This is a genomic window from Bradyrhizobium sp. OK095 (genome assembly GCF_900109945.1).
GTDB lineage: Bacteria > Pseudomonadota > Alphaproteobacteria > Rhizobiales > Xanthobacteraceae > Bradyrhizobium.
The window spans coordinates 408510-434613 of record NZ_FOBX01000004.1 but is presented as its reverse complement, the minus strand read 5'-3'; the positions used below and the strand labels follow the sequence as shown (position 1 = coordinate 434613).

Annotated in this window: 25 protein-coding genes; 15 read left to right on the top strand and 10 right to left on the bottom strand. The window is 64.6% G+C overall.

The features are described 5' to 3' along the window. Nucleotides 1–92: 92 nt before the first annotated feature. Nucleotides 93–1040, bottom strand: coding sequence for a TAXI family TRAP transporter solute-binding subunit (locus BMW89_RS14110; protein ID WP_092027206.1), 948 nt, complete (start codon nucleotides 1038–1040; stop codon nucleotides 93–95). Nucleotides 1041–1205: 165 nt separating this feature from the next. After that, nucleotides 1206–1685 carry a hypothetical protein gene (locus BMW89_RS14105; RefSeq protein ID WP_092027204.1) on the bottom strand — a complete coding sequence of 160 codons (480 nt, stop codon included), beginning with the start codon at nucleotides 1683–1685 and terminating at the stop codon, nucleotides 1206–1208. Nucleotides 1686–1877: 192 nt separating this feature from the next. Here BMW89_RS14105 and BMW89_RS14100 point away from each other — a divergent pair, with 192 nt between their 5' ends. Further along, nucleotides 1878–2177, top strand: a complete 300-nt coding sequence (locus BMW89_RS14100; RefSeq protein WP_092027346.1) for a hypothetical protein — start codon at nucleotides 1878–1880, stop codon at nucleotides 2175–2177. Between the two features lie 170 nt (nucleotides 2178–2347). Here BMW89_RS14100 and BMW89_RS14095 read toward each other — a convergent pair whose 3' ends face one another. Together BMW89_RS14095 and BMW89_RS14090 are read right to left on the bottom strand one after the other, a co-directional pair. Then, entirely contained in the window at nucleotides 2348–3562 is a 1215-nt protein-coding gene (locus BMW89_RS14095; protein WP_092027203.1) for a hypothetical protein, read from the bottom strand. 71 nt (nucleotides 3563–3633) lie between these two features. Beyond that, the gene (locus BMW89_RS14090) at nucleotides 3634–4260 is read right to left on the bottom strand and encodes an NUDIX hydrolase (RefSeq protein WP_177196044.1); all 627 of its coding nucleotides are present in this window, start codon (nucleotides 4258–4260) and stop codon (nucleotides 3634–3636) included. Between the two features lie 71 nt (nucleotides 4261–4331). Here BMW89_RS14090 and BMW89_RS14085 point away from each other — a divergent pair, with 71 nt between their 5' ends. From BMW89_RS14085 to BMW89_RS14055, 7 genes are all read left to right on the top strand, one after another. Then, on the top strand, nucleotides 4332–4757 hold the full coding sequence (locus BMW89_RS14085) for a PaaI family thioesterase (protein ID WP_177196043.1): 426 nt from the start codon (nucleotides 4332–4334) through the stop codon (nucleotides 4755–4757). Between the two features lie 160 nt (nucleotides 4758–4917). After that, nucleotides 4918–5940 (top strand): aldo/keto reductase, encoded by a 1023-nt coding sequence (locus tag BMW89_RS14080; protein ID WP_092027197.1) that lies wholly within the window; start codon nucleotides 4918–4920, stop codon nucleotides 5938–5940. Between the two features lie 15 nt (nucleotides 5941–5955). Continuing rightward, complete coding sequence (locus BMW89_RS14075; protein ID WP_092027195.1) at nucleotides 5956–7269, top strand: tetratricopeptide repeat protein; 1314 nt, start codon at nucleotides 5956–5958, stop codon at nucleotides 7267–7269. Nucleotides 7270–7303: 34 nt separating this feature from the next. Next, on the top strand, nucleotides 7304–8122 hold the full coding sequence (locus tag BMW89_RS14070) for a CoA transferase subunit A (protein ID WP_092027193.1): 819 nt from the start codon (nucleotides 7304–7306) through the stop codon (nucleotides 8120–8122). Next, the gene (locus BMW89_RS14065) at nucleotides 8122–8865 is read left to right on the top strand and encodes a CoA transferase (protein ID WP_092027191.1); all 744 of its coding nucleotides are present in this window, start codon (nucleotides 8122–8124) and stop codon (nucleotides 8863–8865) included. Before BMW89_RS14070 ends, BMW89_RS14065 begins: the two co-directional genes overlap by 1 nt. Before the next feature lie 201 nt (nucleotides 8866–9066). After that, nucleotides 9067–9657, top strand: coding sequence for a hypothetical protein (locus BMW89_RS14060; RefSeq protein ID WP_092027189.1), 591 nt, complete (start codon nucleotides 9067–9069; stop codon nucleotides 9655–9657). A 142-nt stretch (nucleotides 9658–9799) separates the two neighbouring features. Further along, nucleotides 9800–11656: a sensor histidine kinase gene (locus BMW89_RS14055; RefSeq protein WP_092027187.1), complete on the top strand. Its 1857-nt coding sequence runs from the start codon at nucleotides 9800–9802 to the stop codon at nucleotides 11654–11656. A gap of 10 nt (nucleotides 11657–11666) precedes the next feature. Here the strand turns inward: BMW89_RS14055 and BMW89_RS14050 are convergent, their stop codons facing one another. Next, entirely contained in the window at nucleotides 11667–13226 is a 1560-nt protein-coding gene (locus BMW89_RS14050) for an oleate hydratase (RefSeq protein WP_092027186.1), read from the bottom strand. Between the two features lie 106 nt (nucleotides 13227–13332). Beyond that, on the bottom strand, nucleotides 13333–15147 hold the full coding sequence (locus tag BMW89_RS14045) for an AMP-dependent synthetase/ligase (RefSeq protein WP_092027184.1): 1815 nt from the start codon (nucleotides 15145–15147) through the stop codon (nucleotides 13333–13335). Nucleotides 15148–15257: 110 nt separating this feature from the next. On the opposite strand from BMW89_RS14045, the gene BMW89_RS14040 reads away from it, so the two are divergent. From BMW89_RS14040 to BMW89_RS14030, 3 genes are all read left to right on the top strand, one after another. Further along, complete coding sequence (locus BMW89_RS14040; protein ID WP_092027182.1) at nucleotides 15258–15605, top strand: DUF3088 domain-containing protein; 348 nt, start codon at nucleotides 15258–15260, stop codon at nucleotides 15603–15605. Between the two features lie 98 nt (nucleotides 15606–15703). Next, nucleotides 15704–16273, top strand: coding sequence for a cysteine hydrolase family protein (locus BMW89_RS14035; protein ID WP_092027180.1), 570 nt, complete (start codon nucleotides 15704–15706; stop codon nucleotides 16271–16273). A gap of 164 nt (nucleotides 16274–16437) precedes the next feature. After that, nucleotides 16438–16743, top strand: coding sequence for a hypothetical protein (locus BMW89_RS14030; protein ID WP_177196042.1), 306 nt, complete (start codon nucleotides 16438–16440; stop codon nucleotides 16741–16743). Nucleotides 16744–16791: 48 nt separating this feature from the next. On the opposite strand, the gene BMW89_RS14025 is transcribed toward BMW89_RS14030, so the two are convergent. The 3 genes from BMW89_RS14025 to BMW89_RS14015 are packed head-to-tail and all read right to left on the bottom strand — an operon-like array spanning nucleotide 16792 to nucleotide 19492. Beyond that, on the bottom strand, nucleotides 16792–18063 hold the full coding sequence (locus BMW89_RS14025) for a flavin monoamine oxidase family protein (RefSeq protein ID WP_092027178.1): 1272 nt from the start codon (nucleotides 18061–18063) through the stop codon (nucleotides 16792–16794). 9 nt (nucleotides 18064–18072) lie between these two features. Then, a complete protein-coding gene (locus BMW89_RS14020; protein WP_092027176.1) occupies nucleotides 18073–18783 on the bottom strand; it encodes a RibD family protein in 711 nt (236 codons plus the stop codon). A gap of 19 nt (nucleotides 18784–18802) precedes the next feature. Continuing rightward, nucleotides 18803–19492, bottom strand: coding sequence for an FABP family protein (locus tag BMW89_RS14015; protein WP_092027174.1), 690 nt, complete (start codon nucleotides 19490–19492; stop codon nucleotides 18803–18805). A 135-nt stretch (nucleotides 19493–19627) separates the two neighbouring features. On the opposite strand from BMW89_RS14015, the gene BMW89_RS14010 reads away from it, so the two are divergent. Continuing rightward, nucleotides 19628–21748, top strand: a complete 2121-nt coding sequence (locus BMW89_RS14010) for an ATP-binding protein (protein ID WP_092027172.1) — start codon at nucleotides 19628–19630, stop codon at nucleotides 21746–21748. A gap of 49 nt (nucleotides 21749–21797) precedes the next feature. On the opposite strand, the gene BMW89_RS37895 is transcribed toward BMW89_RS14010, so the two are convergent. Next, nucleotides 21798–21977, bottom strand: a complete 180-nt coding sequence (locus BMW89_RS37895; protein ID WP_177196041.1) for a hypothetical protein — start codon at nucleotides 21975–21977, stop codon at nucleotides 21798–21800. 329 nt (nucleotides 21978–22306) lie between these two features. Between BMW89_RS37895 and BMW89_RS14000 the strand changes: the two genes are divergently transcribed. Genes BMW89_RS14000 through BMW89_RS13990 form a run of 3 tightly spaced genes read left to right on the top strand, consistent with a single transcriptional unit; the run spans nucleotide 22307 to nucleotide 26072 of the window. After that, on the top strand, nucleotides 22307–22759 hold the full coding sequence (locus BMW89_RS14000) for a hypothetical protein (RefSeq protein WP_143062759.1): 453 nt from the start codon (nucleotides 22307–22309) through the stop codon (nucleotides 22757–22759). 5 nt (nucleotides 22760–22764) lie between these two features. Beyond that, nucleotides 22765–24153, top strand: coding sequence for a Dyp-type peroxidase (locus BMW89_RS13995; RefSeq protein WP_092027168.1), 1389 nt, complete (start codon nucleotides 22765–22767; stop codon nucleotides 24151–24153). 44 nt (nucleotides 24154–24197) lie between these two features. Beyond that, nucleotides 24198–26072: a di-heme-cytochrome C peroxidase gene (locus BMW89_RS13990; protein ID WP_092027167.1), complete on the top strand. Its 1875-nt coding sequence runs from the start codon at nucleotides 24198–24200 to the stop codon at nucleotides 26070–26072. The last annotated feature ends 32 nt before the right edge of the window (nucleotides 26073–26104 follow it).

The following is a 26104-nucleotide window of genomic DNA, read 5'->3' as shown; positions in this document are numbered from 1 at the left end:
CATGGACGCAGAACGTGAATGGCCGGGACATCTGTGCGAAGACGCGCTTCGCGCTAATGCCCGGCCATGACGTCCGACGACGAGAGCCGATCTTACTTGATCAGCCCCTTTTCCTTGTAATAGCGGATCGCGCCGGGGTGCAGCGGAACCGGGCTGCCGCTGGCCGCCGTCTCGAGCTTGATCTCTTTGCCGGCGGCATGGGCATTCTGCAATTCCGGCAGCGACTCGAACACCAGCTTGGTCATCTGGTAGGCGAGATCATCCGACACCGCGGAACTGGTCACGAGGTAGTTGACCACGGCCGCGGTCGGCACGTCCTTGTCCTGGCCGGTATAGGTGTTGGCTGGAATAATCGCGGCGATGAAGGGCGGGCCAATCTTGTCGACCGTCTCCTTCGGCACCGACACCACAATGATCGGGCTCGAGGTTGACAAATCCTTCAGCGAGGCGACGCCGAGGCCGGCCGACTGAAGCGTCGCACCCAGCTGGCGGTTCTTCATGAGATCGACGGATTCGGCGAACGGCAGATATTCGACCTTGCCAAGGTCCTTGTAGGTCATGCCGGCGGCGGCGAGGATGGCGCGGGAATTCAGCTCGGTGCCCGATTTCGGCGCGCCGACGGACAGGCTCTTGCCCTTGAGGTCCGCGAGCGTCTTGATGCCGCTTTCGGCGGTCGCGACGATTTGAATGTAGTTCGGATAGATCGCGCCGATGGTCCTGAGCTTGTCGAGCTTGGTCTTGAAGCCGGCTTCCTCGTCGCCGTCCCAGGCGGCTTTGAGCGAGTCACCCAGCGTGAACGCCAGTTCGCCGCGGCCCTGCTGGAGCAGGATCAAATTCTCGACCGACGCCTTGGTGGCCTGCACCTGCGTCTTCACGTTCGGAATCTTGTCGCCGTAGATCTTCCCGATCGCGACGCCGAGCGGATAGTAGACGCCGGAGGTGCCCCCGGTCAGCACGTTGATGAAGGATTGCGCCTGCGCGCAAGGTGCCGTCGCCGCCAGGGCAAGAGCCGCGGCCACGCCGAAAATCGTCCGTTTCATGGTTGTTTTTACTCCCCAAACCGGCCGGGAAGTTGGCCGGATGAGGGGAGCGGGTCAACCCGTCCAAAAGTCAAAACAGGACTGCGGCAAACGGCTGTCCCGGCTCGATTTTTCGGGAACCCGGCGGGTGCGGCGACGTGGCGCAGCCAAGCGCTGACGGTCGCCTTACTGGAACGTCATGTCCAGGCACTTGGAGATGTCGGAGCCGAGGCCGGACGAGATGGTGATGCAGCCGCGGATCTTCTGCGCGGCCATGTCGGCGGCCCAGATCGAGTAGCCGCCGGGGCCGAAGAACGAATTGGTGTTCGGCGGCTCGGTCTCGGTGGCGTCGAAGTCGTAATGGCCGTCGGTCTCGAAGATGCGCGGCTTCTTGGTGCAGCCGCCGTCGGTCTGGACGTTGATGACTTCCTTGTTGTCCCGGGTCAGCGCCAGCGAGACCTGGCAGCGGAAATATTCCGAGGTCTTGGCATTGAAGAGATAGGTGTAGGATTTGCAGGTCGCCGTGTTCAGCTTGCCCGGGGCAAGGCCGCGGCTGCACGAAATCCGCTGGTTGTGGCTGAGCTGGTAATCATCAGCTTGGGCGGCCGGCGCCAGCGCCGTGACCAACAGCGCGGCAGCCGAGCAGGCTTTAATGACATGGTTCATTCGAATCATCCCCACCAATATTTTTGTCGAATTGCGTTCTAGACGGAAAGCGGAACATAGTCGCGGGTGGGCGAAGGGAAAATCACAAACTACTGGGCAAGACGTGATGCGCTGCGGCGTTTTGCGAATTGACCCGGAAATATCGTTCGTGATTTGTTCAAACAGGTACCCCAATGGCGGGGAGGATGGATGATGGCATTTTCAACGAAGACATTTTTAGTTGCTGCGGCGCTCGGTGCGTTCGCCGCACCCGCATTGGCGCAAACGGCAGCGACGCCGTGGGAGCTCAAGCCCGACACCGGCTATGCCTATGACAAGGAAGGCAAGACCTTCTCTTACAAGATGGGCACCAGCAATGCCGGCGAACTCCTGAAGGGCGCCAAGAAAGTGCCGAAGGGCACGCTGTTCTTCATCGGCCAGAACGGCCAGCTCTACATCCGCACCGGCCCGTATCTCGAAGGCGACGGCAAGTTCAAGTTCGGGTCGAATTAGTAGGGCCGCGATGGCGGTGCGCTCCCTCGCCCCGTTCTTACGGGGAGAGGGTTGGGGTGAGGGGCCTCTCTCCGCGCATGAGACTGTCGAGGGACCTGTACCCCCTCACCCGGATCGCAAGAGCGATCCGACCTCTCCCCGCAAGCGGGGAGAGGTGAAGAGAGACCGCCCTAAAACGCCGCCGCCAGCTCTCTCGCACCGGCATTGTTGCTGTTGCTGTCCATCCGCGTATCGGTCACCGCCAGCAGTTTCGCCACCGTGTTGTGGCGGATCGCGACCGGGTTGCGCTCGTAACCGCCGCGCTGGAAGAAGTTCGAAGTCGGCACCTGCTCGCGCATCGCCTGCGGCATCGTCACCATGTCGAGCCCGGTGCCGTCGCCGGTGAGGTTCATCATCTCGAGCTCGGCGGCGGTGAGCGGACGGCTGTAACCCTTGGTGCGCGCGAACAGCACGGATGTCAGCAGCTTGTGGGTCTGCAGCATCGGGCCGATATCGACGTCGAGCACCATCGCATGCATGGCCCAGCCCTGCGCGGTGTTGCCGATCTTCTCGTGCTCCGACCAGGTGTCGGGCACCGACTTCGCCTGCGCCACCATTTTCTTCAGGACAGTGAGCTTGTGCTCGAGTGACTGACGCGCCGGCCCCGAGGTCTTCGCCACCTTGTCGGAGAGCACGCGGATGAGTTCATGGCCCTGTTCGGCCAGCAGCTCGACGCTATTGGTGGTCAGGAGCTGGTTGTAGCCCATCGCGGTCGAGATCGCGCGCTTGCCGCCATGCTCGATACCCGCCTGCACGTCATAACTGCCGGTGCCGCCGGTCTCGAACGAATAGACCCGCACCGCCTGCTCGCGCGTCAGCCCCGAGGCGAGCGCGTAGCGCGCATAGGCGCGCTTGAATTCGACCTCGCTGGACGGGCGCTGCGGCGTGAACTGATAGAGTTCCTGCGCCGCGCGCAAGAGATCGCCGACCACGGGGATCGGCTTTCGCTCGGGGCGATCCGGCGTCTGCTCCGGTTCAGGATTCACCGGCCGCTTCGGCCCGTTATAGAGCGGTGGATGCTCCAGCACGTAATCGTCCAGCGTGACCTGCTGCCCGCTGCGCCGCTTGGCATTGCGGCCTTTCCGCTTCTCGGAGATCTGGCTCCAATAGGCACCGGCCTCCTCGTCGAAGGCACCACGGATCTTCTGATACTCTGCGAGCTTGCGGCGATATTCGAGCACCGCAGGCGAGGCCCCACCCTGCGCGAAAAACTGCGACAGCAGTTGCGCGTTGGCATCGCGGACAGCGGGTGGCAGCGCGTCGGCCTCGCCGCCGCGCGCGGCGGGCGCAAGCAGGACGAGCGCGAGTGGAACCAACGCCAGTGGTTTTCGAATCGAATGATGCATGCTGCCCTCTTAGCAGGCATCCGGTAACCGTCACGTTAACGAGCCGTTTACCTCTTTTTTTGTCTCTTGCGTCACTTCCAGGCGAACACCGGCTGTTCCAGCTCGGCCACGCGGGTCTGCCGCCCCGCCAGCACCTCGCGGAACTGGTAGATCAGCGCAGCCGTCGGCGCGTGGATCAGGTTCATCTGATGATGGAACCGGATGACACGGCGCGCGCTCTCGGGGATCGCGACGAAGTCGAAGGCGTCGTCGCGCTCGACGGTGGCAAGCGCGATGCGGTGGACCGAAGCCACCTCGTCCGGGTTCGGACGGATCGCGGCGCTGTCCGTGGCCCAGACCACGACCGGCGTGATCAGATAGCCCGACCGCGTCGGATAGTCGTCTAGCGTGCCGAGCACGTCGACGCCCGTAAGGCGGAGGCCAAGCTCCTCGTCGAGCTCGCGCAGCGCCGCCTCGACCGGCGTCTCGTCGGCATCGCAACGTCCGCCCGGCAGAGCCCATTGCCCCCGATGCGCGCGCAGATGCGATGCACGCAGCGTGAGCAGAAACGCGGTGTCATCGCCCTCACCCGCTGCGGTCAGCGCGACCGCCACCGCGGCGCGCTTCAGCGCCGGCGATGCTCCGTCTTCCGGCAGCCGCGTGAAGGCCGCGCAGGCGGCCGCGATATTCCGCCGTGTGGCATCGTCGAACGATCTCATGATGCTTGACTACACCACGTCCGCCCCCGATGAAATGAGATCGCAAGGCCCGCACAGGAATGGACGACGAGATGACCAACAAGGCCGCCGCAAGGCTCAAATCAGAGGGCTGGAGCATCCTCGAGACCACCGGCTTCATGCACCTGATCGGCCCCTTGTGGGAGCGCAAGGTCGACGGCCAGTTCGAATTTGCGCTTGCGACCGAAGACAAGCACCACAACCGCCGCGGCATGGTCCAGGGCGGCGTGATGATGACCTTTGCCGACCGCACCTGCGGCATGACCGCCCGCTACACCTCCGGCAAGGAATTCATGGCGACTGTGCAGCTCGACACCCATTTCGTCGAAGCCGGCAAGATCGGCGACATCCTGATCTCCCGCCCGCGCGTGGTGCGCTCGACCCGCAGCCTGATCTTCATGAGCACGGAGGTCAGCGTGGACGACCGCTGCGTGGTGATGGCGAATGGCGTGTTCAAGATTCTGAGAGGGCCGGAGTAGGCGCAGTCAGGGCTCACACTGCCTTCTCCGCGTCATTGCGAGCGCAACGAAGCCATCCAGAATCTCTCCGCGGACGCAGCTCTGGATTGCTTCGCTGCGCTCGCAATGACGGCGGTAGCTGGCTATGCTGCCTCCACAAAAAGCAGCAAGGACATAGCCCATGCAATACCGCCAGCTCGGCCGCACTGGCCTGAAGGTTTCGCCGATCTGTCTGGGCACCATGATGTTCGGCGGCCCCACGGACGAGGCCGCATCAAAGCGGATCATCGACAAGGCACACGGAGCCGGCATCAATTTCATCGACACCGCGGACGCCTATTCGAAGGGCGCATCCGAAGAGGTCGTGGGACGCGCGATCGGCAACAACCGCCATGCCTGGGTGCTCGCGACAAAGCTCGCTAACCCCATGAACAATGGAATGGGCAACGATCCCAATCGCGTCGGCCTGTCGCGCCGCTGGGTGTTGCAGGCCGCCGACGAGAGCCTGAAGCGGCTCGGCACCGACCACATCGACATCTATTATCTGCACAAGGAAGACCATGCGACGCCGCTGGAAGAGACCGTGCGCGCGATGGGCGATCTGATCCGCGCCGGCAAGGTCCGCTATTTCGGCGTCTCGAACTACCGCGCCTGGCGCGTCGCCGAGATCTGCAACATCTGCGACCGGCTCGGCATCGACCGGCCCGCGGTGAGCCAGCCCTATTACAACGCCATGAACCGCATGCCCGAGGTCGAGCATTTTCCGGCCTGCAGCTACTACGGCCTCGGCATTGTGCCCTATAGCCCGCTGGCGCGCGGCGTGCTCACCGGCAAGTACAAGCCGGACGCCGCTCCGGACACGGAGACGCGTGCCGGCCGCAACGACACCCGCATGATGCAAACGGAATGGCGGCCGGAATCGCTTCAGCTCGCGCAGGAGATCAAGACCCATGCCGAGCGGAAAGGCATCACCGCCGGCCAGTTCGCGGTCAGCTGGGTGCTGAACTCGGCTTTCGTCTCGTCGATCGTCGCAGGTCCCCGCACCGAGGAGCAGTGGGACGGCTACATCAGCGCGCTCGACTATCGTTTCACCGCCGATGACGAGGCGCTGATCGACAAGCTGGTCGTGCCGGGTCATCCCTCGACGCCGGGCTACAACGACCCGGCCTACCCGATCGAAGGACGCCGCGCACGAACGGCATAACAACGGGGGACGACGATGGCGCACGAAGACCGCTACGGCCTGCCGCTCTCCACCTCCTCGCACGAGGCGGCGTCCGCCTATCGCGACGGCGTCGACCTCGTGCTGGCGGGGTGGACCGGCGCGGCGGAGGCACTGGAGCGCGCGATCGCGGCCGATCCGGATTTCGCGCTGGCCCACATCGCGCGCGCCCGCATCCACGCCTTCTACCAGCAGGGCGATCTCGCACGGCAGAAGGCGGCACTCGCGCGCGAGTGCGCTGCCAAGCGCGGCACCGAGCGTGAGCGCTCGCATGTCGAGACGCTAGCGCTTGCGATCGAGGGCCGGCTGCCCGAGGCGATCGCATCGACGCTGAAGCACATCGAGGCATGGCCGCGCGATGCCGTGGTGCTGTCGTTGCCGCTCGGCGCCTTCGGCCTGTTCGCCTTCTCCGGCATGGCCGATCACGACCGCGCGCGGCATGAGCTGTGCGAGCGCGTCGCGCAGCATTATGGCGAGGACTGGTGGTTCCTCACCATGTCCGGCTGGGCGATGACCGAGAATGGCGACGTCGCGCGCGGCCGCGGCGTCACCGAGCGCGGTTTTGACCTGCGCCGGGCGAATGCCCATGCCGCACACGCCGTGCTGCATGCGATGTACGAGGACGGCTCGATCGAGGCGGCCGACCGTCTCATCGACGAATGGCTCCCGACCTACGGCCGTGCCGGAATCCTGCACGGCCATATCCTCTGGCACCAGGCGCTCGGCGCGCTCGAACACGGCGACGCCGCACGTGCGCTCGAGATCTATGCCGACGTGCTTCAGCCCTCGGCCACGCAGGCGCCGCCGCTCAACGTCGTCACCGATGGCGCCTCGCTGCTCTGGCGCCTTTCGGCCTACGGCCATGCCGTGCCGAAGCAGCTCTGGGCCGAAGGTGACGCAGCCGCGCAAAAACTGTTTCCGAGATCGGGCCTGCCGTTCGCCGACGTCCACATGGCGCTGTTCGCCGCTGCCACGCAGAACCGTGAGGCGCTCGCCGCGCGGCTTGCCGTGATCGAGCAGCGGCTCACCGAGGGCAAGCTTCCGGCTGGTCCCGTGGTCCCGGCGATCTGCCGCGCGCTGGCCGCCTTTGCCGACGAGGACTATGCGGCCTGCGCGCAAACGCTCGCGCCCGTGCTGGACGAGGTCGTCCGCATCGGCGGCAGCCACGCTCAGCGCGAGTTGATCGAGGACACCTTCATCGTGGCGCTGATGCGCAGCCGCGATCTCCCCCGCGCCCGCAGCCTGCTCGATGCCCGCCTGCACCGCCGCGCTTCACCTCGTGATCAGCGCTGGCAGGCGGCGATGGCTTGAGGCAGGATAAGGAAAACAAGACCGGAGGACGCCCATGACCGAGATCGTTGCGCTGGAGGCGCTGGCCGCGCGCGTCACGTCGGGGCAGTCGCTGGCCATTCCCGTCGACGGCTCCGGCGTGGCGATGGCGGTGACCGCGGCGTTGCTCGAAACCGGCATCCGCGATCTCAGGCTGATCTGCGTGCCGATTTCCGGCCTTCAAGCCGACCTCCTGATCGGCGCCGGCGCGATCGCCGCGCTCGAGACCAGCGCGGTGTCGCTAGGCGAAGCCGGCGCCGCGCCGCGCTTCACCGCCGGCGTCAAGAGCGGCGCGTTTGCATTGCGCGACTCCACCTGCCCCGCGATCTTCGCTGGCCTTCTCGCCGCGCAGAAGGGCGTGCCGTTCATGCCGATCGCCGGCATCATCGGCAGCGACCTGCTCGCGGTGCGGCCCGACTGGCAGGTGATCGACAGTCCCGTCGGCGAGGCCCGCAAGGTGGTCGTGGTGCCCGCGATCTGTCCCGATGTCGCGCTGTTTCATGCGCCCGAGGCCGACCGCGCCGGCAATGTCCGCATCGGCCGCCACCGCGAACTCGCCAACCTCGCCTATGCCGCAAGACGCACGCTGGTCACCGTCGAGCGCATCGTCGACCGCAATTTGCTGGAGACAGAAGACTCGGCCGCCGGCGTGCTGCCCTCGCTCTATGTCGATGCCATCGCAGTCGCCACGCGCGGCGCCTGGCCGCTGGCGCTGTGGGACGAATATCCGGCCGACGAAGCCGAGATCGCGCGCTATGCGGCGATGGCGCGCAGCGAGGACGGCTTTCGCGCCTATCTCTCGACCTTCCTGTCGCATCGCAAGCAGGTCGCCTGATGTCGACTGAGCGCGAACGGCGCGAAACCCTGATCGCTGCCATCGCCGACCTGCTCGACGGTATCAGTCACGTCGCGGTCGGTGCCTCGTCACCGATCCCCGCGGCGGGCGCGATGCTGCTGCGCGCGCGCAACCAGCGCGACGGCAGGCCGCCGGTGCGCGTCTCGATCCTGGGATCGCAGGCGCATAATTTCTTCACCAATGGCGGCATCGAGCTGTTCGACTGCGCGGCGCAAGGCCGCGTCGACGCCTTCTTCCTCGGCGGCGGCCAGATCGACGGGCAGGGCAACATCAATCTGGTCGGCACCGGCGAGTATCCGAAGACCGACGTGCGCTGGCCCGGCTCGTTCGGCTCGGCCTATCTCTATCACCTCATTCCGCGCGTGATCCTGTTTCGCGAGGAGCACACCCCGCGCGTGCTGGTGCCGAAGGTCGATTTCGTCAGCGCGCGGGCGATCACGCCGGAGGTCCCTCGCCGCGGCGGGCCATATGCGCTCCTGACCAACATGGCGCTGTTCGACTTCGACCGCGACGCGGGCGGGTTCGCGCTGCGCTCGGTGCACCCGCCCTTCACGCCGGCGGATATCAGGGAGAATACCGGCTTCACCTATCAGGAGCCGGAAATCGTGCGGGAAACGCAGCGGCCCGATCCCGCGACCCTGGCACTGCTGCGCGGAAAAATCCTCGACGAGCTCGCCGAGACTTATCCGGCTTTTGCACGGACCATGAAGCAGGCGGCGTGACCCTTCGTCTCCGCCACGAAAAAAACATCGGCCTGACGGCAAGTGCCTGCCGGGACGGATGGGGCGATTTGGACGAATCGCCAGGGGTGGCGCGGTGGTATTCCAGTCGGGTTTTGCAGCACAAATGGGATCGCAACCAATTTCGGGTTCGATGGTTGTTGGACGGGATTTGACCGTGGCCCCCGGCACGCGAGCCTGACGATGCGCCTTTGCAAAGCGGCTCTGGCCGCAACCCTCGTCAGCTTGGCAAGTTCTTGGGCAAGTCCTTGTTTTGCCGAGTCTTCCGCCGCGATCCCCGTCAACAATCCGCCGGCGCAGCAGAACGCCCTCATCGACCTGCTGGCGCTGATGTCGGGCCATTGCAAGACGCTGAAGGTCGCAGGCCGCACCTTCGACTGCAAGACGGTGGCCTACGCCCATGGCGACAAGGGCCGGGTCAATTTCGCGGTCGCCGTCGACGATCCCACCGACGAGAACCATGTCGTGTCGTTCTCCGGCGAGAACGGCAAGCGGGCCGACGACAATTCCTACGAGCTGCCGATCGACCGCATGCTGCTCAATTCCAAGGACCGGCCCAAGGTCGACGGCCTGCCGGTGCCGGCCGAGCAGGCCTCAACCGGCATCTGCCGCCAGACTGGCAATTTTGCCGCCAAAAAGGTCAACGACGTCACCTGCTCGGCGACCGACAGCGAAGGCCGCCGCTACGAGCTGCTGTTCGTCTCCGACGGCACGCCAGTCAGCGTGCGCCGCATCCGGCAATCGTCGCCGTCGATCCAGGATCCGTTCAAGTAGCGGCCCTTCGTCCCGTCCCGCTTGTCACCGGGACCGGACGCGCATCCTGCCGTTGAAACTCCAGGTCCGGCTTGTATGCTTTCGCGTGCGTCCTCGTCGAGGAGGCCCGATTGCAACCGAAAGCGGGGCGATGAGTCCAGCAATGCGTATGATCACCGGGCTCTCGCGCATCCTGATCGTCTGCCTGTTTGCAACCCTGTCGCGCGAATGCATCGCAGCCGACGGTCCGCGGCAGCGTTCGATCCTGGTTCTGGAAGAAGCCGATTTTCGCTCGCCCTTCTATTCGGAGATCTTTGCCGGCATCCGTGCCGCCGCAAAACAGAACGGGAAGAGCGACACGGTGATCTACGGCGAGAGCCTCGATCTGGCCCGCTTCCCCGGACCGGATTACGAAGAGAGCCTGGTCGGTCACCTCAAGACCAAATATGCACTCCGGTCGATCGACGTCATCGTGTCGATCGGCGTCGCATCGGCGAAATTCCTGCAAAAGCGCAAGCAGGACATCTGGCCCGCCGCGCCTGTCGTGTACGGCTTCGTGCCCGACCTGCCCGAGACGCGTGCGCTGTTCCTGCCCGACACGACGGCCGTCTTCGCCAGAGTGAGGCCGACCCATCTCCTGACTGCAGCGCGCGCCATCGTTCCCGACCTGACCCGTGTCGTACTCGTCGGCGACGCCTGGAAGAATCCGCTGGTGTATGGACATTGGAAGCAGGACTTCGCGGCCGCGATGCCCGGTCTGGAGGTCACCGATCTGTCCGATGCGGTGCTGCGTGACGTCCGCAAGCAGGTCGCCTCCCTGCCCGCCCGCTCCGCGATCCTGACCTCGGCCATGTATTCCGACGGCGAAGGCACCTATTATTCGCCCGCCTCGGCGCTCGCACGAATCGCCGAGAGCGCGAACCGCCCGATCATCATGACGTCCGATACGTTCCTGGGGCGATCGGGAGTGGGCGGCTTCCTGCTGCTGCCCGAAATCATCGGCCGGGAAGCCGGCGAAGTGGCGATGCGGATTCTCGATGGCGAAGCGCCGTCGCGTATCGCGCCCTTCGGCGGGGACAACGTGAAGCCGATCTTCGACTGGCGACAGCTGCAACGCTGGAACGTGGACCAAGCCAATCTGCCTCCAGGCAGCGAGGTGCGTTTCCGCGAACCGAGCTTCTGGGAACAATATTACTGGCACTCGACGATCGTCGCGAGCGTAGTGCTGGTCCAGGGGCTGATGATCGCCATTCTGCTGCGCGAGCGCCGCTTGCGTTTCCTGGCCCAGGTCGAGGCACGCCAGCGCATGTCGGAACTCGCCCACATGAACCGCCGCGCGACCGCGGGCGAGATGACCGCCTCGATCGCACACGAGCTGAACCAGCCGCTCGCCGCTATCCTGATCAATGCCGAGACGGCCCAGCACGTGTTGCAGGGTCCGGCTCCTGATCTCGGCGAGGTCAGGGACATACTGGACCACATCCGCCGCGACGATCAGCGGGCGGCCGAGATCATCGACCGGCTACGCTCGTTTCTGAAGCGGGACCCGACCGAACGGCGCGAGATCGACCTCAATGCGACGGTCGCCGAGGTGTTTCGCTTCCTCTCCGTGCAGGCCATGACCCATGATGTCGAACTCGCGGCGGAGGCGTCGTCCTCGGCCATCCGCGTGAAAGGCGACAAGGTCCAGCTCCAGCAGGCCATCCTGAATCTCGTCGTGAACGGCATGGATGCAGTGGCCCATCTTCCGGACGATCGGCGCCGCGTCGTCGGCCGGACCAGTCTCGCCGACGGCAATCTGGCCCTTGTCTCCATCGCCGATACCGGCGACGGCATCCTTGCGGAAAAGGTGACCGAGATCTTCAAGCCGTTTTTCACGACCAAGGCGCAAGGCATGGGCATAGGTCTCTCGATCGCGCATACCATCGTCGAGGCACATGGCGGGCGCATCTGGGCCGAAAACACGCCGTCAGGAGGCGCCGTGTTTCACGTCAGCCTGCCGCTGGCAGCGCCGCGATAGCCGCCCCCCCTTACGCGAATGCCTTCTCCAGCGTTGCGAAGATCACCGCGAGCGACTTGTCGTGGCGGGTCACCGGCGGCACCGGGCGATCGATCTTCATGAGCTGATAGACCGCCATCTGCGCCGCGCGCACCGAATATTCGACGGTGAACACGACGTCGTCAGGAATCTCGACGAACTGGCTGACGAAGGCGAGGTTGACCGAATTTTTGGGCACCGGCAGCGGCCGGTCGGTCCGGTTGCGCGGCATGAACATGCTGGTGATGTAGGGCATGCGGCACGGAACGCAGATCGCCGTCTCGAACAATTCGCGATCGAAATTCAGATGCCCGCACAGCTCGTTCAGGATGTCGGCACCGCCGCACTCGGACATCGGCTTGGCGACAAAATTGCCGACGCGGTCCGGATGCAACGCATAGCCCCAGAACACCTGCACGTCCTTCGGCTGGTCGACGAAATGCGGCTGGTGATACAGCACCACCGACATCAGCCAGTTGGAATCCCTGAACGTCACAAGCCCGCCCGTGCCGGCCCTGTTGCCGGAGAACGCCTCCATCTTGTCGAAAAAGCGCGGATCGCGGCAGGTGACGGTGAAGGACAGCCAGTATGATTCGGGGATCGAGGTGTTGAACGCGGACGGATTGCCGAATTCAGGCCGCTCTTTCGCGATGCTCTCCCACAGCGCCCAGCCCTGGCTGTCTTTCTTGGTCAGGCGCGGAGCCGGCTCGGTCATGGTGCCCACGCTCGAAGCATCGGTCATCGAACCGTTCTGGAAGAACACGAGGTCGTCGTCCTCAAGGCGGACATTGGCGATGCGACCATCGCGGTCGAGCGCGAGCTGGCGCACGCGCACACGACCGCCCTCGTCTTCGAGCGTCATGTCGGTGACGCCAGTGCCGCGCACGAACTGCACGCCCTGCCGCTTCAGCCAGTCGGCAAGCGGCCGCACGATTGCGTCATACTGATTGTAGACGGTGCGCTTGACGCCGGCGAGGGTCTCGATGCGCGGGAATTCGCTCATGAAGCGGTGCAGATAGCGCTTCAGCTCGACCGCGCTGTGCCAGGGCTGGAAAGCAAAGGTGGTCTGCCACATGAACCAGAAATTGGATTCGAAGAATTTTGGCGACAGCCAGTCGGTGATCCGGCTGTTGCCGAGCGTCTCCTCCGACGCCTCGGCAAGCCGCAACAGCTCCAGCCGGTCACGCCCGGAGAAGCCCATATGCGAGACGTCGATCTTGAAGCGGTTGCGATCGACCAGCCGCGCCTGGGAATGCGCCGGGTTTTCCAGATTGAACGCGACGGTCTCCTCGCGCACGCTGAGGCCTGGACGTTCGAGCGAGGGAATACCCGAGAGCAGGTCCCAGGTGCATTCGTAGTGATCGGTGGTGAGCATACGCCCGCCGCGCAGCGAATAGGCGCCGCTCGCGAGCAGCGCGCCGTCGAGGCTGCCGCCGACCAGCGGTTGCGCCTCGTAGATCACGATGTCGCGCCCCGGCAGCTGCGCATCGCGAACCAGGAACGCCGCGCCCGCGAGCGATCCGATGCCCCCACCGATGAAATACGCCTTCATGACTTGCCTCGATTACAATTCGAATTTTCGCGGCGACATTGCATGTGGAGGCGCGGCCGAAGTTGCGCTGGATCAAGCGCGGCGAAAGACGAGAATCACGACGGCGTTATTGTGGTGGCTTCTTGGCGTAGATCTGCGCGATCTCGTCTGCAAAACGATGTTCGAGCGCGGGGCGCTTGTTCTTCAGGGTCGGCGTCAGCAGGCCGGCGGCAATGGTCCAGGGGTCCAGCGTCCACCACACCGCGCGCGGGGTCGCGTAGGATGGATAGGATTTTACCGCCGCCGCGATCCGCGCCAGCAGAGCGGCCCGCTCCGCCGCGCCACCCTGCTTGCCGCTCGCAGCTAACCTTTCCTTCTCCTGCACCCAGGCCTTTGCGTTGAGCACGACCAGCGCGGTGAGAAAGGGGCGCTGCTCGCCGACCACCAGCACCTGCTCGAACAAGGGATCGGCGAGGATCGCGGTCTCGAGGTCCACCGGTGCGATCTTCTCGCCCGTGGATGTCACCAGGATATCCTTGATGCGGCCGGTGATGGTGATGCGGCCATTCTCGATGCGCGCCTGGTCGCCGGTGTGCAGCCAGCCGTCGGCGTCCTTCACGCGACGCGTCTCCTCCACCCTGTGCCAGTAGCCGAGCATTACGCTGGGACCGCGCACCAACAATTCGTCGTTCTCACTGAGCTTGACCTCGACGCCGTCAAGCACGTGGCCGACCGAATGCGGGTCGTTATCCTCCGGCGTGTTGACCGAGACGACCGGTGAGGTCTCGGTCATGCCGTAGCCCTGGAGGATGTCGAGCCCGAGCGCGAGAAACAGGCGGATGACGGGCTCGGCGATCGGCGCGCCGCCGGAGACCGCGACACGCAGCCGGCCGCCGAGCTGCGCCAGCACCTTGTCGGCGACGAGCCGCTTCAACAGCGGCCATGCCAGCCGGTCGAGCACCGATAAGGTGCCGCGCCCCTGCCGCGCATCAAAACGCCGGCCGCCGACGGCGAGCGTGAGATCGAGCAGCGTTCGCTCCATGGTCCCGGCGGCGTCGCGATGCTGCATGATCAGCGCGTGGATGCGTTCATAGATCCGCGGCACCGAGATCAGCACCGTCGGCCGCACATGCTTCAGATCCTCGGAAAGCAGCGGCACCGAGCGCGCATAGGCGACGCAGGCCCCGGCCGCGATCGGATAGTAATAGCCGCCGGTGCGCTCGAAGGTGTGCGAGAGCGGCAGGAACGACAAGAACACGTCATCCGGCGCAGCCGCGATCCGACCGGCGATCGCCTTCACATTGGCGACGACATTGTCATGCGACAGCATCACGCCCTTCGGCCGCCCTGTGGTGCCCGAGGTGTAGACGATGGCGGCGAGATCGTCCGGCGCCACCGCGACGTCGGGCAAGGGCGCGGTCGCGCCTGGTGCGGATGCAAGCCACGCGTCGAGCGCAACGATGCGCTTATCGTCAGGTGACGACCCGGTGATGTCGGCGCAGACGATGCGCTTGAGCGTGTCGAGCGGCTGGCCGGTGGCCACGATCGCCTGCCAGCGCGACAGCGTATCCACGAACAGCAGCAGCGCACCCGAATCGGCGAGGATGTAGGCGATGCTGTCGGGGTTGTCGACCGCATGCATCGGCACCGGCACGAGGCCGCGCGACAGCGCCGCCTGGTCCATGGCGACATGTGGAATCCCGTTCGGCATCAGGATCGCGACGCGCTCGCCGGGCGACAGATCCTCCGCGGCCAGCGCCCGCCGCCACAGCTCGAATTCCGCGTCGATTTCGTGCCAGGACTGGCTGATCCAGCGCCCGGCATCCGCGTCGAAATGGCGATAGGCTTCCCCCGTCGGCGTCGCCTTGACGCGCCAGCGCAGCAGCTGCGGCAATGTCTTCACATCAGTGAGCGTCTGCGGTTGACTGATCGGCCCCGGCATGGCGTCCTTTCCTGACCGTCGATTCCCAATCAATTTGGGGGCTCGACACTAGGCCGGCCAGCCCTTGCGGCCTTGATCCTCAGCAAGCCGGCCATGCTTCGGAGCGACCCATGACGCGCGACCGTCTGTTTCTGCTGCGCCCCGGTTTCGAAGACCCCGCCTATCCGGGCCGGCGTTTCTATTGCTGGCATTGCGTGCTGATCGAGGGACTGCTCGCCTCGTTTCCGCAGCTTGCCGAAAGGCTCGACGTCGAACGCATCGCCTGGCCGCGGCCGCGGCAGGAAGTGATCGCAATGGTCGGCGAGGAGAACCAGTGGCTGCCGCTGCTCGTATTGGCGGACGGCGCGACCTCGCCGCACCAGACCGGCAGCCACCACGGCCGCGCCTTCATCGCCGACAAGGACGCGATCCTCGCCGCGCTGTCCGAACGCCATGGGTTTCCCGATCCGCATCCGTGAGGGCTACGGGTCACGTCGCGAAACGAGGGAAGATTGGCATTGCGCTTCCCTGATCGCCTCGCATAGTCGGCCCAACAGGCCGTCCGAAAGGTTCGATCATGACCATCCCCCTCCCCGCCCTCATCGTCGTCGACGTCCAGCGCGCGTTCGACGAATGGGAGGCGGCGGGCAAGCGCCGTAACAATCCGGATGCGGTGGCACGCATCGTCGATCTGCTCAAAGCGTCCAGGGCCAGCGGCGCGCCGATTGTTCACATCCGCCATGAGGGTACCAAGCCGAACTCGACGTTTCTACCGTCGCGTTCCGGCTACGCGGTCAAGGACGAGGCGCGCGAGGAAGCGGGCGAGCCCGTCATCGTCAAGCGCGTCAACAGCGCCTTCATCGGCACCGACCTCGAGACGCGCCTGCGTGCAGCCGGCATCACCACGCTCGTCATCTGCGGCGCCACTACCAATCATTGCGTCGAGACGACGACGCGGATGGCCGGCAATCTCGGCTTCGATGCGCGCTTGGTGCGCGATGCGACCTGGACGTTCGACCGCATCGGGCCCGACGGTGATGCGCATTCCGCCGAGGCGATCCATGCGATGACGCTGTCGAATCTCAACGGCGAATTCGCGCGGATCGTCACCACTGACGACGTGATCGCATCATTCGCGGCGAAGTGATGGCGGCGGCGCGATGAGCGCCCGTGATGCGACAATACATCTCACGACGCGCGATCATTCGTGTGAGATCGAACATCGCGCGCTGCGTCGTTTCGACGCCCGCACTGGCCGGAACGCAGCCAGCGCCCATCTGTTGTCACACGACATTCAACTGGAGTGATGACATGAAGTATCTCATTGTCGCGATGGCCGTCGGTGCTGCGGCGCTGGCCGGCGGTTCGGCGGCGAACGCGGCCAACACAGGCGCGAAGCAGAAAGCGCCGACGGACGTCAGCGCACAACACCGGCACCATCATCATGGCCAGCGCCATCACCAATGGCGCCATCACCAGCACGGCTATTATCGCCCACACCACCGGAGCTACGGCTATTACCCGCGACACCATGGCTATTATGGCGGCGGACCGTACGGGTATTACGGCGGCGGCGGTCCGAACGTGACCTTCGGCTTCGGCGGCAACCGCTGGTGAGCGGACTGACACGGACGAACGAAAGGCCCGCGAACACGCGGGCCTTTTTTATTTGCGCAGGATCATCCCCGCCGTCTCCAGCCCGCTCGCCAGCGCGGCCTCGACGGTACCCATGTCGCGGCCGCGATAGAGCGCCTCACCGGAAAACAGCACGGGGCCGTCGGCGCGCGCCAGGATCGCTTGCGCCTCGCGCGTCGCCGGCATCGCCCAGGAATAGGCGCCGCGGGCGAAAGGATCGTGCGCCCAGTTCGTCGCCGCAGCTGCGACGAGGTCGCGCGCGATCTCCTCTCGCGGCAGGGCGAAGATGGCGGCGAGCGAATCGAGCCCGGCATCGATCAGCCCTTGCGGATCGAGGCTTTGCAGCTCCGCGGTGCGCGGGCCGCCGAACCAGCCGGTGAGCACGGGATGCGGCTCCGGATAGCGCGTCCACCACACCGGGATGGTCTGGTCCGACAGCAGGAAAGTCATATCTGCAAGATCCAGCTTCACCTCGCGCCACCATGGCCGCGCGAACCGCAGCAGGATTTTGATCACGCTGCCAAAGCCGATGTCGCAGGCCACCGCAGCCTTCGCGCGCGCGGCCGCGGGCAGAGCGATGTCCCGCAGCAACGGCAGCGGGACGGTGACGATCACGCGATTGCAGCCATGCACGTCGCCGCCCACACAGCGGACGACGACTGCGCCGTCCTTCTCATCGATAGCCGACACCACGCAGCCAAAGCTGATCGCCGCGCCATGCCTGCGGCACTCAGCCGCCAGAAAATCGATCAACGCGCCATAGCCGCCAACGATGCGCGCCTGGGTGTGGCGCCCACCATCCATCCACTCTTCGCGCAGCGCCAGAATGGAGGCGCGCGCGGGATCGGCGGCGTCGTAGCCCTCGACCATGCGCTCGATCGAGGTGCGCAGCCGGCCGTATTCGGGTCCGGCAAAATGACGGCGCAGGAAATCGGTGACGGTGAGGTCGTCCTTCAACTCCCCGAGCACGGCATGCAGCTCCGCCTCATGCGGATCGTGACGGCTTTCGCGCGAGAAGCTTGCACCGTCAAAGCTCCATTGCGTGCCTTCGATCTCCTGAAGGGACAAACGCGCCTCGCTCAGCAGAGCGCGCGTGACCGGCGCCTCGCCATGGACGAATTCGGCGCCGCCGTCGGCGGGATAGCCGAACTCCGCAGCAAGCAGCGGGTGAATACGCCCACCGCAACGCTCGCGCGCCTCCAGGATCGTCACCCTCTTCCCGGCACGCGCGAGTTCGCGTGCCGCGATCAGGCCGGCCGCGCCGGCGCCGACAACGATGATGTGCTCGGACGTGTCAGACATGCCCGCGCTTTACCCGGCCACGCCTTGCGGATCGTTCTTGATCAGGTAGCGCAACAGCAGGACGCCGCCGCCGAGCTCCCGCACATTCTCCAACGTCATCGCGGCAAGCGGCGCGCGCTTGTCGCTGTCCGCGTCCGTCGAAGAGAACACGAAGGGAGCGCCCTTGGCGCCATCGATCGCGGGGCTGAGGATCAGATTGAACTCGTCGATGAGACCGGCGCGCAGGAACGCGCCATTGGCGACGCCGCCGCCCTCCACCAGCAACCGCTTCACCCCGAGCTCACGACTGAGAATGTCCAGCGCGAGCGCCAGATCGATCTCCGACTTGCCCGCAAAGATGTAGGACACGCCCTCGCCGCGAAGCCCTGCGAGATGCGAATCCGGCACGCTCTCGGTCAGCACGGCGACGATCGGATCGCCGCCGATGTCGGAGCGGCCCCAGCCGATCTTGCCCTGCGCGTCGAGCACGACACCATAGGTTTTCGCATCGCGCCGCGCGAACCAGTTTTCGCGGGGAAACTTTTCGTCCGCCGTCGCGGGATAGGGCTTACCCTTGGCAAACTCCGAGCCGGTGACGCGGCCGATCACCCAGGCGTCGCCGCCGAGCTCGCCATGGATTGTCTCGAACCAATCCGTGCCGGCGCCCTTCGGACGCCAGCGGCTGGGATGCGTACGGCCGTCGAGGCTCGAATGCATCAGACAGATGACATAAGGCTTCATGCAAATCTCCGGACCACGCTCAAGCCGCCGTTCCGCCGCTCTTGGATCCGCCGTTCTTGGCGTTGTCTTTGGCGCGATCGTTCACGATCACCGCGAGCGGATTGAGTTTTGGCGGCGCGACCAGCTGGAGCGTGTTGCTGTCGTGATGATTGAACGGCGCGCCGCGGACGAACAACTCGGTCTGGATCAGATAGGTCCAGCTTCCGTCGTCGTTGAAGGTGATGTCGCAGCGGTAGGAATCGGTGCGGAAGGCCTGTTCCAGAAAGTCGGTCGAACAGACCCCGTAAGCGGTGTCGCCGCGCTTCGCCGTCACCGAGATCTTCCTGTCATCCGGTCCGGCCTTGCCCGACGCCAGCAGCACTTGCCCGCGCGGGATCGCTAGCGTCTGCATGATCAACCCGGTCGCGGGCTCCCACAGCCAGTAGCCGACCTGGTCGTGGAAGGTGATGTCTTCCTCGGGCGTATTGATGTGGATGTGATAGCGCAGTCCATAGAGCAGCTGCGGCCCATTGGCCTGCGGATCGATCGGGTCCATCCGGATATGCTCGATGAAGGTCCGCCGCTCCGGCCCCTCCGCCTTCGGATTGATGTCTATGCCTTTGTCCGCCTGCCAGGTGCCGGCGAGCCGGCGGAGCGGGCCGAGATTGGCAAGGCTGTCGGGCGAGACGTCCTCGGGCTCGGTGAAGATGTCGGCGGGAATGGGGAGCATGGTACCTCGCGTCGTTGCGGGGTGAAGCAATAGCACAAGGGTGGGGTCAAACCACTGGAATGGAACCAGATTCTGCATTGCGCGTTAACGACCGTTGAGTCCGCGAAATTCGGGCTCGAATGGGCAAAGATGCCCATGTCACGCGTCGCGGGGGATCAGGTGCTGTCTGAGAATACTGCTCGGCAGTCGACTGATATAAGCTTCCTCGCCGACGGCGGCGAGCTGGGCGCCGCGATGCGCTCGCTCGACTGGTCGGATTCACCGCTCGGTCCTCCCCGCGACTGGTCCCAGGCCCTGAAGGCGACGGTCAGCATGATGCTGCCCGCCCAAGCCCAGATCGTTTTGTTCTGGGGCCCCGACTTCGTCGCTCTCTACAATGACGCCTACGCGCCGGGCATCGGCGCCAACCACCCCCGCGCCCTCGGCCGCCCGGCGATCGAGAACTGGGGCGAGCTGTGGGACGATCTCGAACCGCTGCTGTCAGGCGTCCGTCAAACCAGGAAGACATTCGCCGCGAAGGATCGTCCGTTCTACGTCGAGCGTCATGGCTACGGCGAGACCAGCTATTGGGATGTCTCGTATTCCGCCGTGCCTGATGATGACGGCTCGGTCGGCGGCGTGCTCTGTCTCGTCTCGGAGACCACCGAACGCGTGTTGGGCGTGACGCGGCTGCGGGCCAGCGAAGCGCGGTACCGAGAGCTGAACGCCACGCTCGAGCAGCGCGTGGCCGAACGAACTGTCGAGCGTCATCTGCTCGCCACGATCGTGGAAACCACCGACGGGCAGATTCAAGCGCTCGATCTCGGCTATCGCTGGCTCGCGATCAACACGTCCTGCGCCGATGCGTATCAGCGCATCTACGGCAAGCGGCCGAACGTCGGAGATTCCCTGCACGAATTCCTGGCCGACCGGCCCGAGCATCTCGCTGCGGCAATCGCGATCTGGAGCCGGGCGTTGGAGGGCGAAGCCTTCACCAACATCGAGGAGTTCGGCGATCCCCGGTTCGAGCGCCGCGTCTACGAGATGAAATTCGAGGTGCTGCGCGCTCCTGACGGCACGCGGATCGGTGCATTCCTGACCGGGGTCGACGTCACGGATCGGCTGGAGGAGCAGGCACGGCTCGCGCAGGCCGAGGAAGCGCTGCGTCAGGCCCAGAAGATGGAGGCGATGGGCCAGCTCACAGGCGGCGTCGCACACGACTTCAACAATCTGCTCACACCGATCGTCGGCCTGCTCGACATGTTTCAGCGCAAGGGCATCGGCGGCGAGCGCGAGCATCGCCTCATTGCCGGCGCAGCCCAGGCGGCCGAGCGCGCCAAGACGCTGGTGCAGCGTCTGCTGGCCTTTGCGCGCCGGCAACCGCTTCAAGCCGTTCCGGTCAACATCGGCCGGCTCGTGGCCGACATGGGCGATCTGATCTTGAGCACGACAGGCCCGCAGATCCAGCTGACGCTGGACACGCCGCTAGGCATTCCCGAGGCCATGGCCGATCCCAACCAGGTCGAGATGGCGATCCTGAATCTCAGCGTGAATGCCAGGGATGCCATGCCAGATGGCGGGTGCCTGCGCATCTCCGCCAAGGCCCGCACGGTGACCAGCGAGCACGACGCGGACCTGGCGCCGGGCACATATGTCTGCATCTCGGTCGCTGATACCGGCATCGGCATGGACGAGACGACACAGGCGCACGCCGTCGAACCGTTCTTCTCGACCAAGGGCGTCGGCCAAGGGACCGGCCTCGGCCTTTCGATGGTCCACGGCCTCGCCTCACAGCTCGGCGGCGCGCTGACGATCAGGAGCGCCGTGGGCTCCGGGACAACAGTGGAGTTATGGTTGCCGGTCAGCCACGCGGCCGCGGGGCCGATCGTGACAGTCGCACAACCAGAACTGCGGCCACTTCCCGCCGGCACCGCGCTGCTGGTGGATGACGAACCGCTGGTGCGCATGAGCACCGCCGAGATGCTGAGCGAGCTCGGCTACAGGGTCGTCGAAGCGGGTTCGGCCGAAGATGCGCTTCAACGTGTCAGGGACGGCCTGCGGCCGAACCTGCTTGTCACCGACCATCTGATGCCGGGCATGAGCGGAACGGACTTGGGCCTCGCGCTGCGCAACCAGTATCCCGAGCTGCAAATCCTCGTGGTCTCAGGTTATGCCAACAACGAAGGCATCACGCCGGATTTGTCACGGCTGACGAAACCATTCCGGAGCGACGAGCTGGCTGCGAGTTTGGCGGGTTTGGTGAAGGCGGGGCGGTAAGCGGCAAGCGGAGCCGAACCGGTTCAGTTCGGCTCCGTCGCCGGGAAGCTTAGTGGCGGTGATCGCGGACCTCGGGTTGAGTGCGGTGGTCCCGGACGATGGTCTGATTGCGATGGTCGCGCACGATGGGCGGGTCGCGATGGTCGCGGACGATGGTTGTCGCGTTCGAGGGTGTCGCCACGCCTGCCAAGGTGATCGCTGCGAGAGCCACGAGGATGGAATTGCGCATGAGTCTTGTCCTTTGCCGGTGGATCACTGCGAGCCACCTGACAAAAGGCTAGATCGGTCTGTCGGAATGATATGTGCCGACGATCACGCGGCAACGTTTGATGCGCTCGCGCCGCGCCTTGCGTGCAATGTGCGGCGATGTCCCCGGTGACCGGACGGTGAGGCGCCGTGTGGAACGTGCCCCAAGAGCAACCGGCACCTTTCGATGTGAAACATCTCACAATCTGTAGCTGTATTAAGTGCTAAAAGCGCGGGCGTAAGGTCATCATTGCCGCCCGCTGCAAATGGGTCATTCGCAACGGTTCCAGCGGATCACAGGGAGGAGTTGCCATGTCAGTTGTATTGAAAGCTGGGAAGATCAGCGTCCTGACCGCAATTACCAAGATCGTTCCCGGTCAAGCCGAAGTGTTGCGCAAGACGCTTCAGGGGCTGACCGCTGCAAACGGCGGTAAAATCGCTTCTCTCGGAACGATCCATATCGTGCGCTGGGTCATTTTCGATAATGACACGCGCTTATTCTTCGCAACGAATTTCGACGGCGACGTCGAAGACTACATGCGCGATTTCGCCGAGCGGGCCCCCGATGGAATCGACGCGATCTGGGGCCATTGCGAGGGGTATCCGGGCGCGCGCGATTATCCAAAGCTGCGGGATTACATTCTCGGAAGCGCCGTCGAAACCGATGGTTACTATTGCGCCTATCCGAATTCGACCGTCGCGGACATCAACAAGGCGCTGGATTGGAAGGGCAAGCTCGACACATTCCTCGACCAGCTCGGTTGACGGGAATGACTGCCCAGTCCACTGCCGGCAACCTGGATCGGAACGACATCCAGGGGATGGCGATGCGGCCGTATCGCTTCCCGTTTGCGCACTATCACGTGCTGAATGTGGGCGATTCAGCGAAAGCTCGGCGATGGTTCAGTGGTATCGCCGGGCGATGCACCACCGTGGCGGGCCTGGACGCATCGCCTTCGCAGGCCTTCAACGTCGCCCTCTCGTGGCAAGGTCTGTCGGCGATGGGTCTGCCGGAGGCCAGCCTGCTGAGCTTCCCGCAGGAATTCCAGCAGGGAATGGCTGCGCGCGCCGATCGGCTCGGCGACGTGGGCGACAGCGCTCCGGCGCGGTGGGACGCGCCGTTCAACGCGAGAGTTCACGTGCTCGTCGTGGTGAGTGCGATGACGACAGCGGATCGCGATGCCGCTTCGACAGCATTGCTGTCTGAATTGCGCGATAACGGCTTGACTGCGGCAGGTGCCATCGATGCGAAATTGTTGGCCGGTCCAGATGGCAAGCTCGCTCCAATCGAGCACTTTGGCTACCGTGACGGAATTACCGAGCCCTCGATCGAGGGCAGTGGGGAGCCTGCCTTGCCCGGCGCGGGCGTTCCGGACGCAGCTGGTTGGCGAGCCCTGAGGGCTGGTGAGTTCGTACTCGGGCAGCCCGACGAGACCGGTGCCGTCCCTGACTTGCCGACCCCGGCAAATTTCAGCGGTAACGGCAGCTTCGTGGTGTTGCGCAAGCTGCACCAGCATGTCTGGGCCTTCCGCAACTATCTGCGGAGCTCCGCCAAGGACGACGCCGACGCCGCGCTCGTGGCGGCGAAGATGATGGGACGCTGGCAAAGCGGCGCACCGCTGGCTTTGACAGCAAAGCAGGACGATCCGGTGCTCGCCGCAGATCCGAAGCGAAATAATGATTTTACATATCTCGACGACTTGCAAGGAACGAGCTGCCCGGTGGGGGCACATGTGCGGCGCCTCAATCCGCGCTCCGGGCTGACGGGCCCGAATGGCGCATCCGTCCATCGGCATCGGCTGCTGCGCCAGGGTTTGCCCTATGGGACGCGCCTGCCTGCGGATGCGACTGCCGATGACGGTGCCGAGCGCGGCGCCGTCATGTTGCTGGTGAACGCCGACATCGCCCGTCAATTCGAATTCGTTCAGAAGGTCTGGATCAATGATGGCGGCTTCGCCGGACTGGAGAATGAGAAGGATCCGATGATCGGCGGCAATGACGGGAGCGGGACCTTCACGATCCCGCGTGTCGAACCGCCGCGGCGTCGATTGCAGAAATTGCCGGCTTTCGTGAGCACACGCGGCGGGGAGTACTTCTTCCTGCCCGGCATCGCCGCGTTGCGGTCCTTTGCCGGCTCCCCGGCAGACACGGCCTCATGATGGATTCAGGCTGAGTTCTTCAACAGCCTGCCAAGGAGAGCACAATGGCGTGGAAACCAAATTCAAGCGTCGCCTCACTGGCCCTGCTCTTCTCGGTCATTGTTGCCGCGGTCGTCGTGATCGCGGGACTGATGGGCTACCCCTATGTCGCTAAGGTCTATGACGGGATCAGGGTGAAGCTCCCAGAATATCCAACAGCCCAGAAGACCCGCTGGCTCGACCAGAACTGGACCGACAAGCGCGACTGGTTTCACCACGCCGATCAGGGAACGGCGACTTTCCACATCCCTTACGAATGGTTCATGGCCCTTGAACAGCCGGTGTTGTCGCTGACTCCGCTGACCTCGGTGGGACTTCTGAGCGACCCCGCTTATCTCGACCGTTTCGGATTCATTCCCGATCCAACCGATCCCAAGCTCGGATTGCCTGTCGGCATGGCGCGCGGCAAGGCCATGGTCGACGGCACCGCACAACCCTGGAAAAATCCACGGGCCCCCTACAATGACATGACGCGGATCGGGCTGACCTGCGCGGCGTGCCACACCGGACGTTTCACCTACCAGGGGACAGAGTTCCTGGTCGACGGCGGCCCGGCGCTCACGGATCTCGGCAAATTCCGGAGCGCGCTTGGCCTCTCGCTGGCGTTCACGCGCTTCGTTCCCTTCCGCTTCGATCGGTTTGCCGAAAAAATCATCGGAGCAAGCCCAAGCGAAGTGGAAAAGAGTCAGTTGCTTGCGCAACTCGACAAGATCCTGGCGCAGGGCAAGGGGCTCGCGGATCTCGATACCATGGTCGCTCCGCAGAGCGTGGTCGAGGGGTTCGGCAGGCTCGACGCGTTGAACCGCATCGGCAACGAGGTCTTTGCGGTCGACCTCAAGATTCCCGCCAACTATGCCGCCACATCGGCGCCCGTGCATTTCCCGCGCATCTGGGATTCCTCGTGGTTCGATTGGGTCCAGTACAACGCATCGATCGAACAGCCCATGGTGCGTAATGCCGGTGAAGCCATGGGCGTATCCGCGATGGTCAACCTGACAAGCGCGAAGGGGGGGCTTTACAACTCAGGTATCGAAATCATGAACCTGGACAGGATCGAGAAATCGCTGGCCGGCAAGCAGCCGAATGAAAGTACAGGCTTCACCGGATTGAAGTCACCGCAATGGCCTTCCGAGCTTCCTCCGATCAAAAAGGCGGTCGCCGAGCAAGGTGCGATCCTCTACAAGGATCTTTGCCAAGGATGCCATCTGCCGCCGGTGAGCAGTGCCGAATTCTGGAAGTCCGACCGCTGGTCGCTGCCGGACAAGCGGACGGAGGAGCGTTATCCAGGCGAGCGTTATCTCCACCTCGAGGTCTTCCCGTTCGCGCGTATCGGCACTGACCCGGCACAGGCCCAGGATATGTTCGATCGCAAGGTCACGGTTCCGCAAGAGCTCGATGTCCCTTACGACGGTTTCGGCTTCGCGCTCGGTGCAGTCACCGAAAAGACCATCAAGCATTGGTATGACAGCCAGACGCCACCGGTTGCGCCGGAAAAGCGCGAGGAAATGAACGGATACCGGAATAACGGTATCGACCACCCGCTGGGCTACAAGGCGCGTCCGCTCAACGGGATATGGGCGACGCCTCCGTACCTGCACAACGGCTCGGTGCCCAACCTCTACGCCCTGTTCTCGCCAGTCAGCGAGCGGCCGACGAAGTTTGACCTGGGCAACCGCGAATATGACGCGGGCAATGTCGGATATCGCACCGACAAGCTGGAGAACGGATTCGAGCTCGATACGACGCTCCGGGGCAATCACAACACCGGGCACGAGTTCAATGGCGATGGGACCAAGCAAAATGAAAAGGACGGCGTGATCGGGCGCTTTTTGACGAAGCAGGAGCGGATGGCGCTGGTCGAATTTCTGAAGACAATGTGAGCCGGCGCCCCGAACTGCACGTCAGTTCGGGA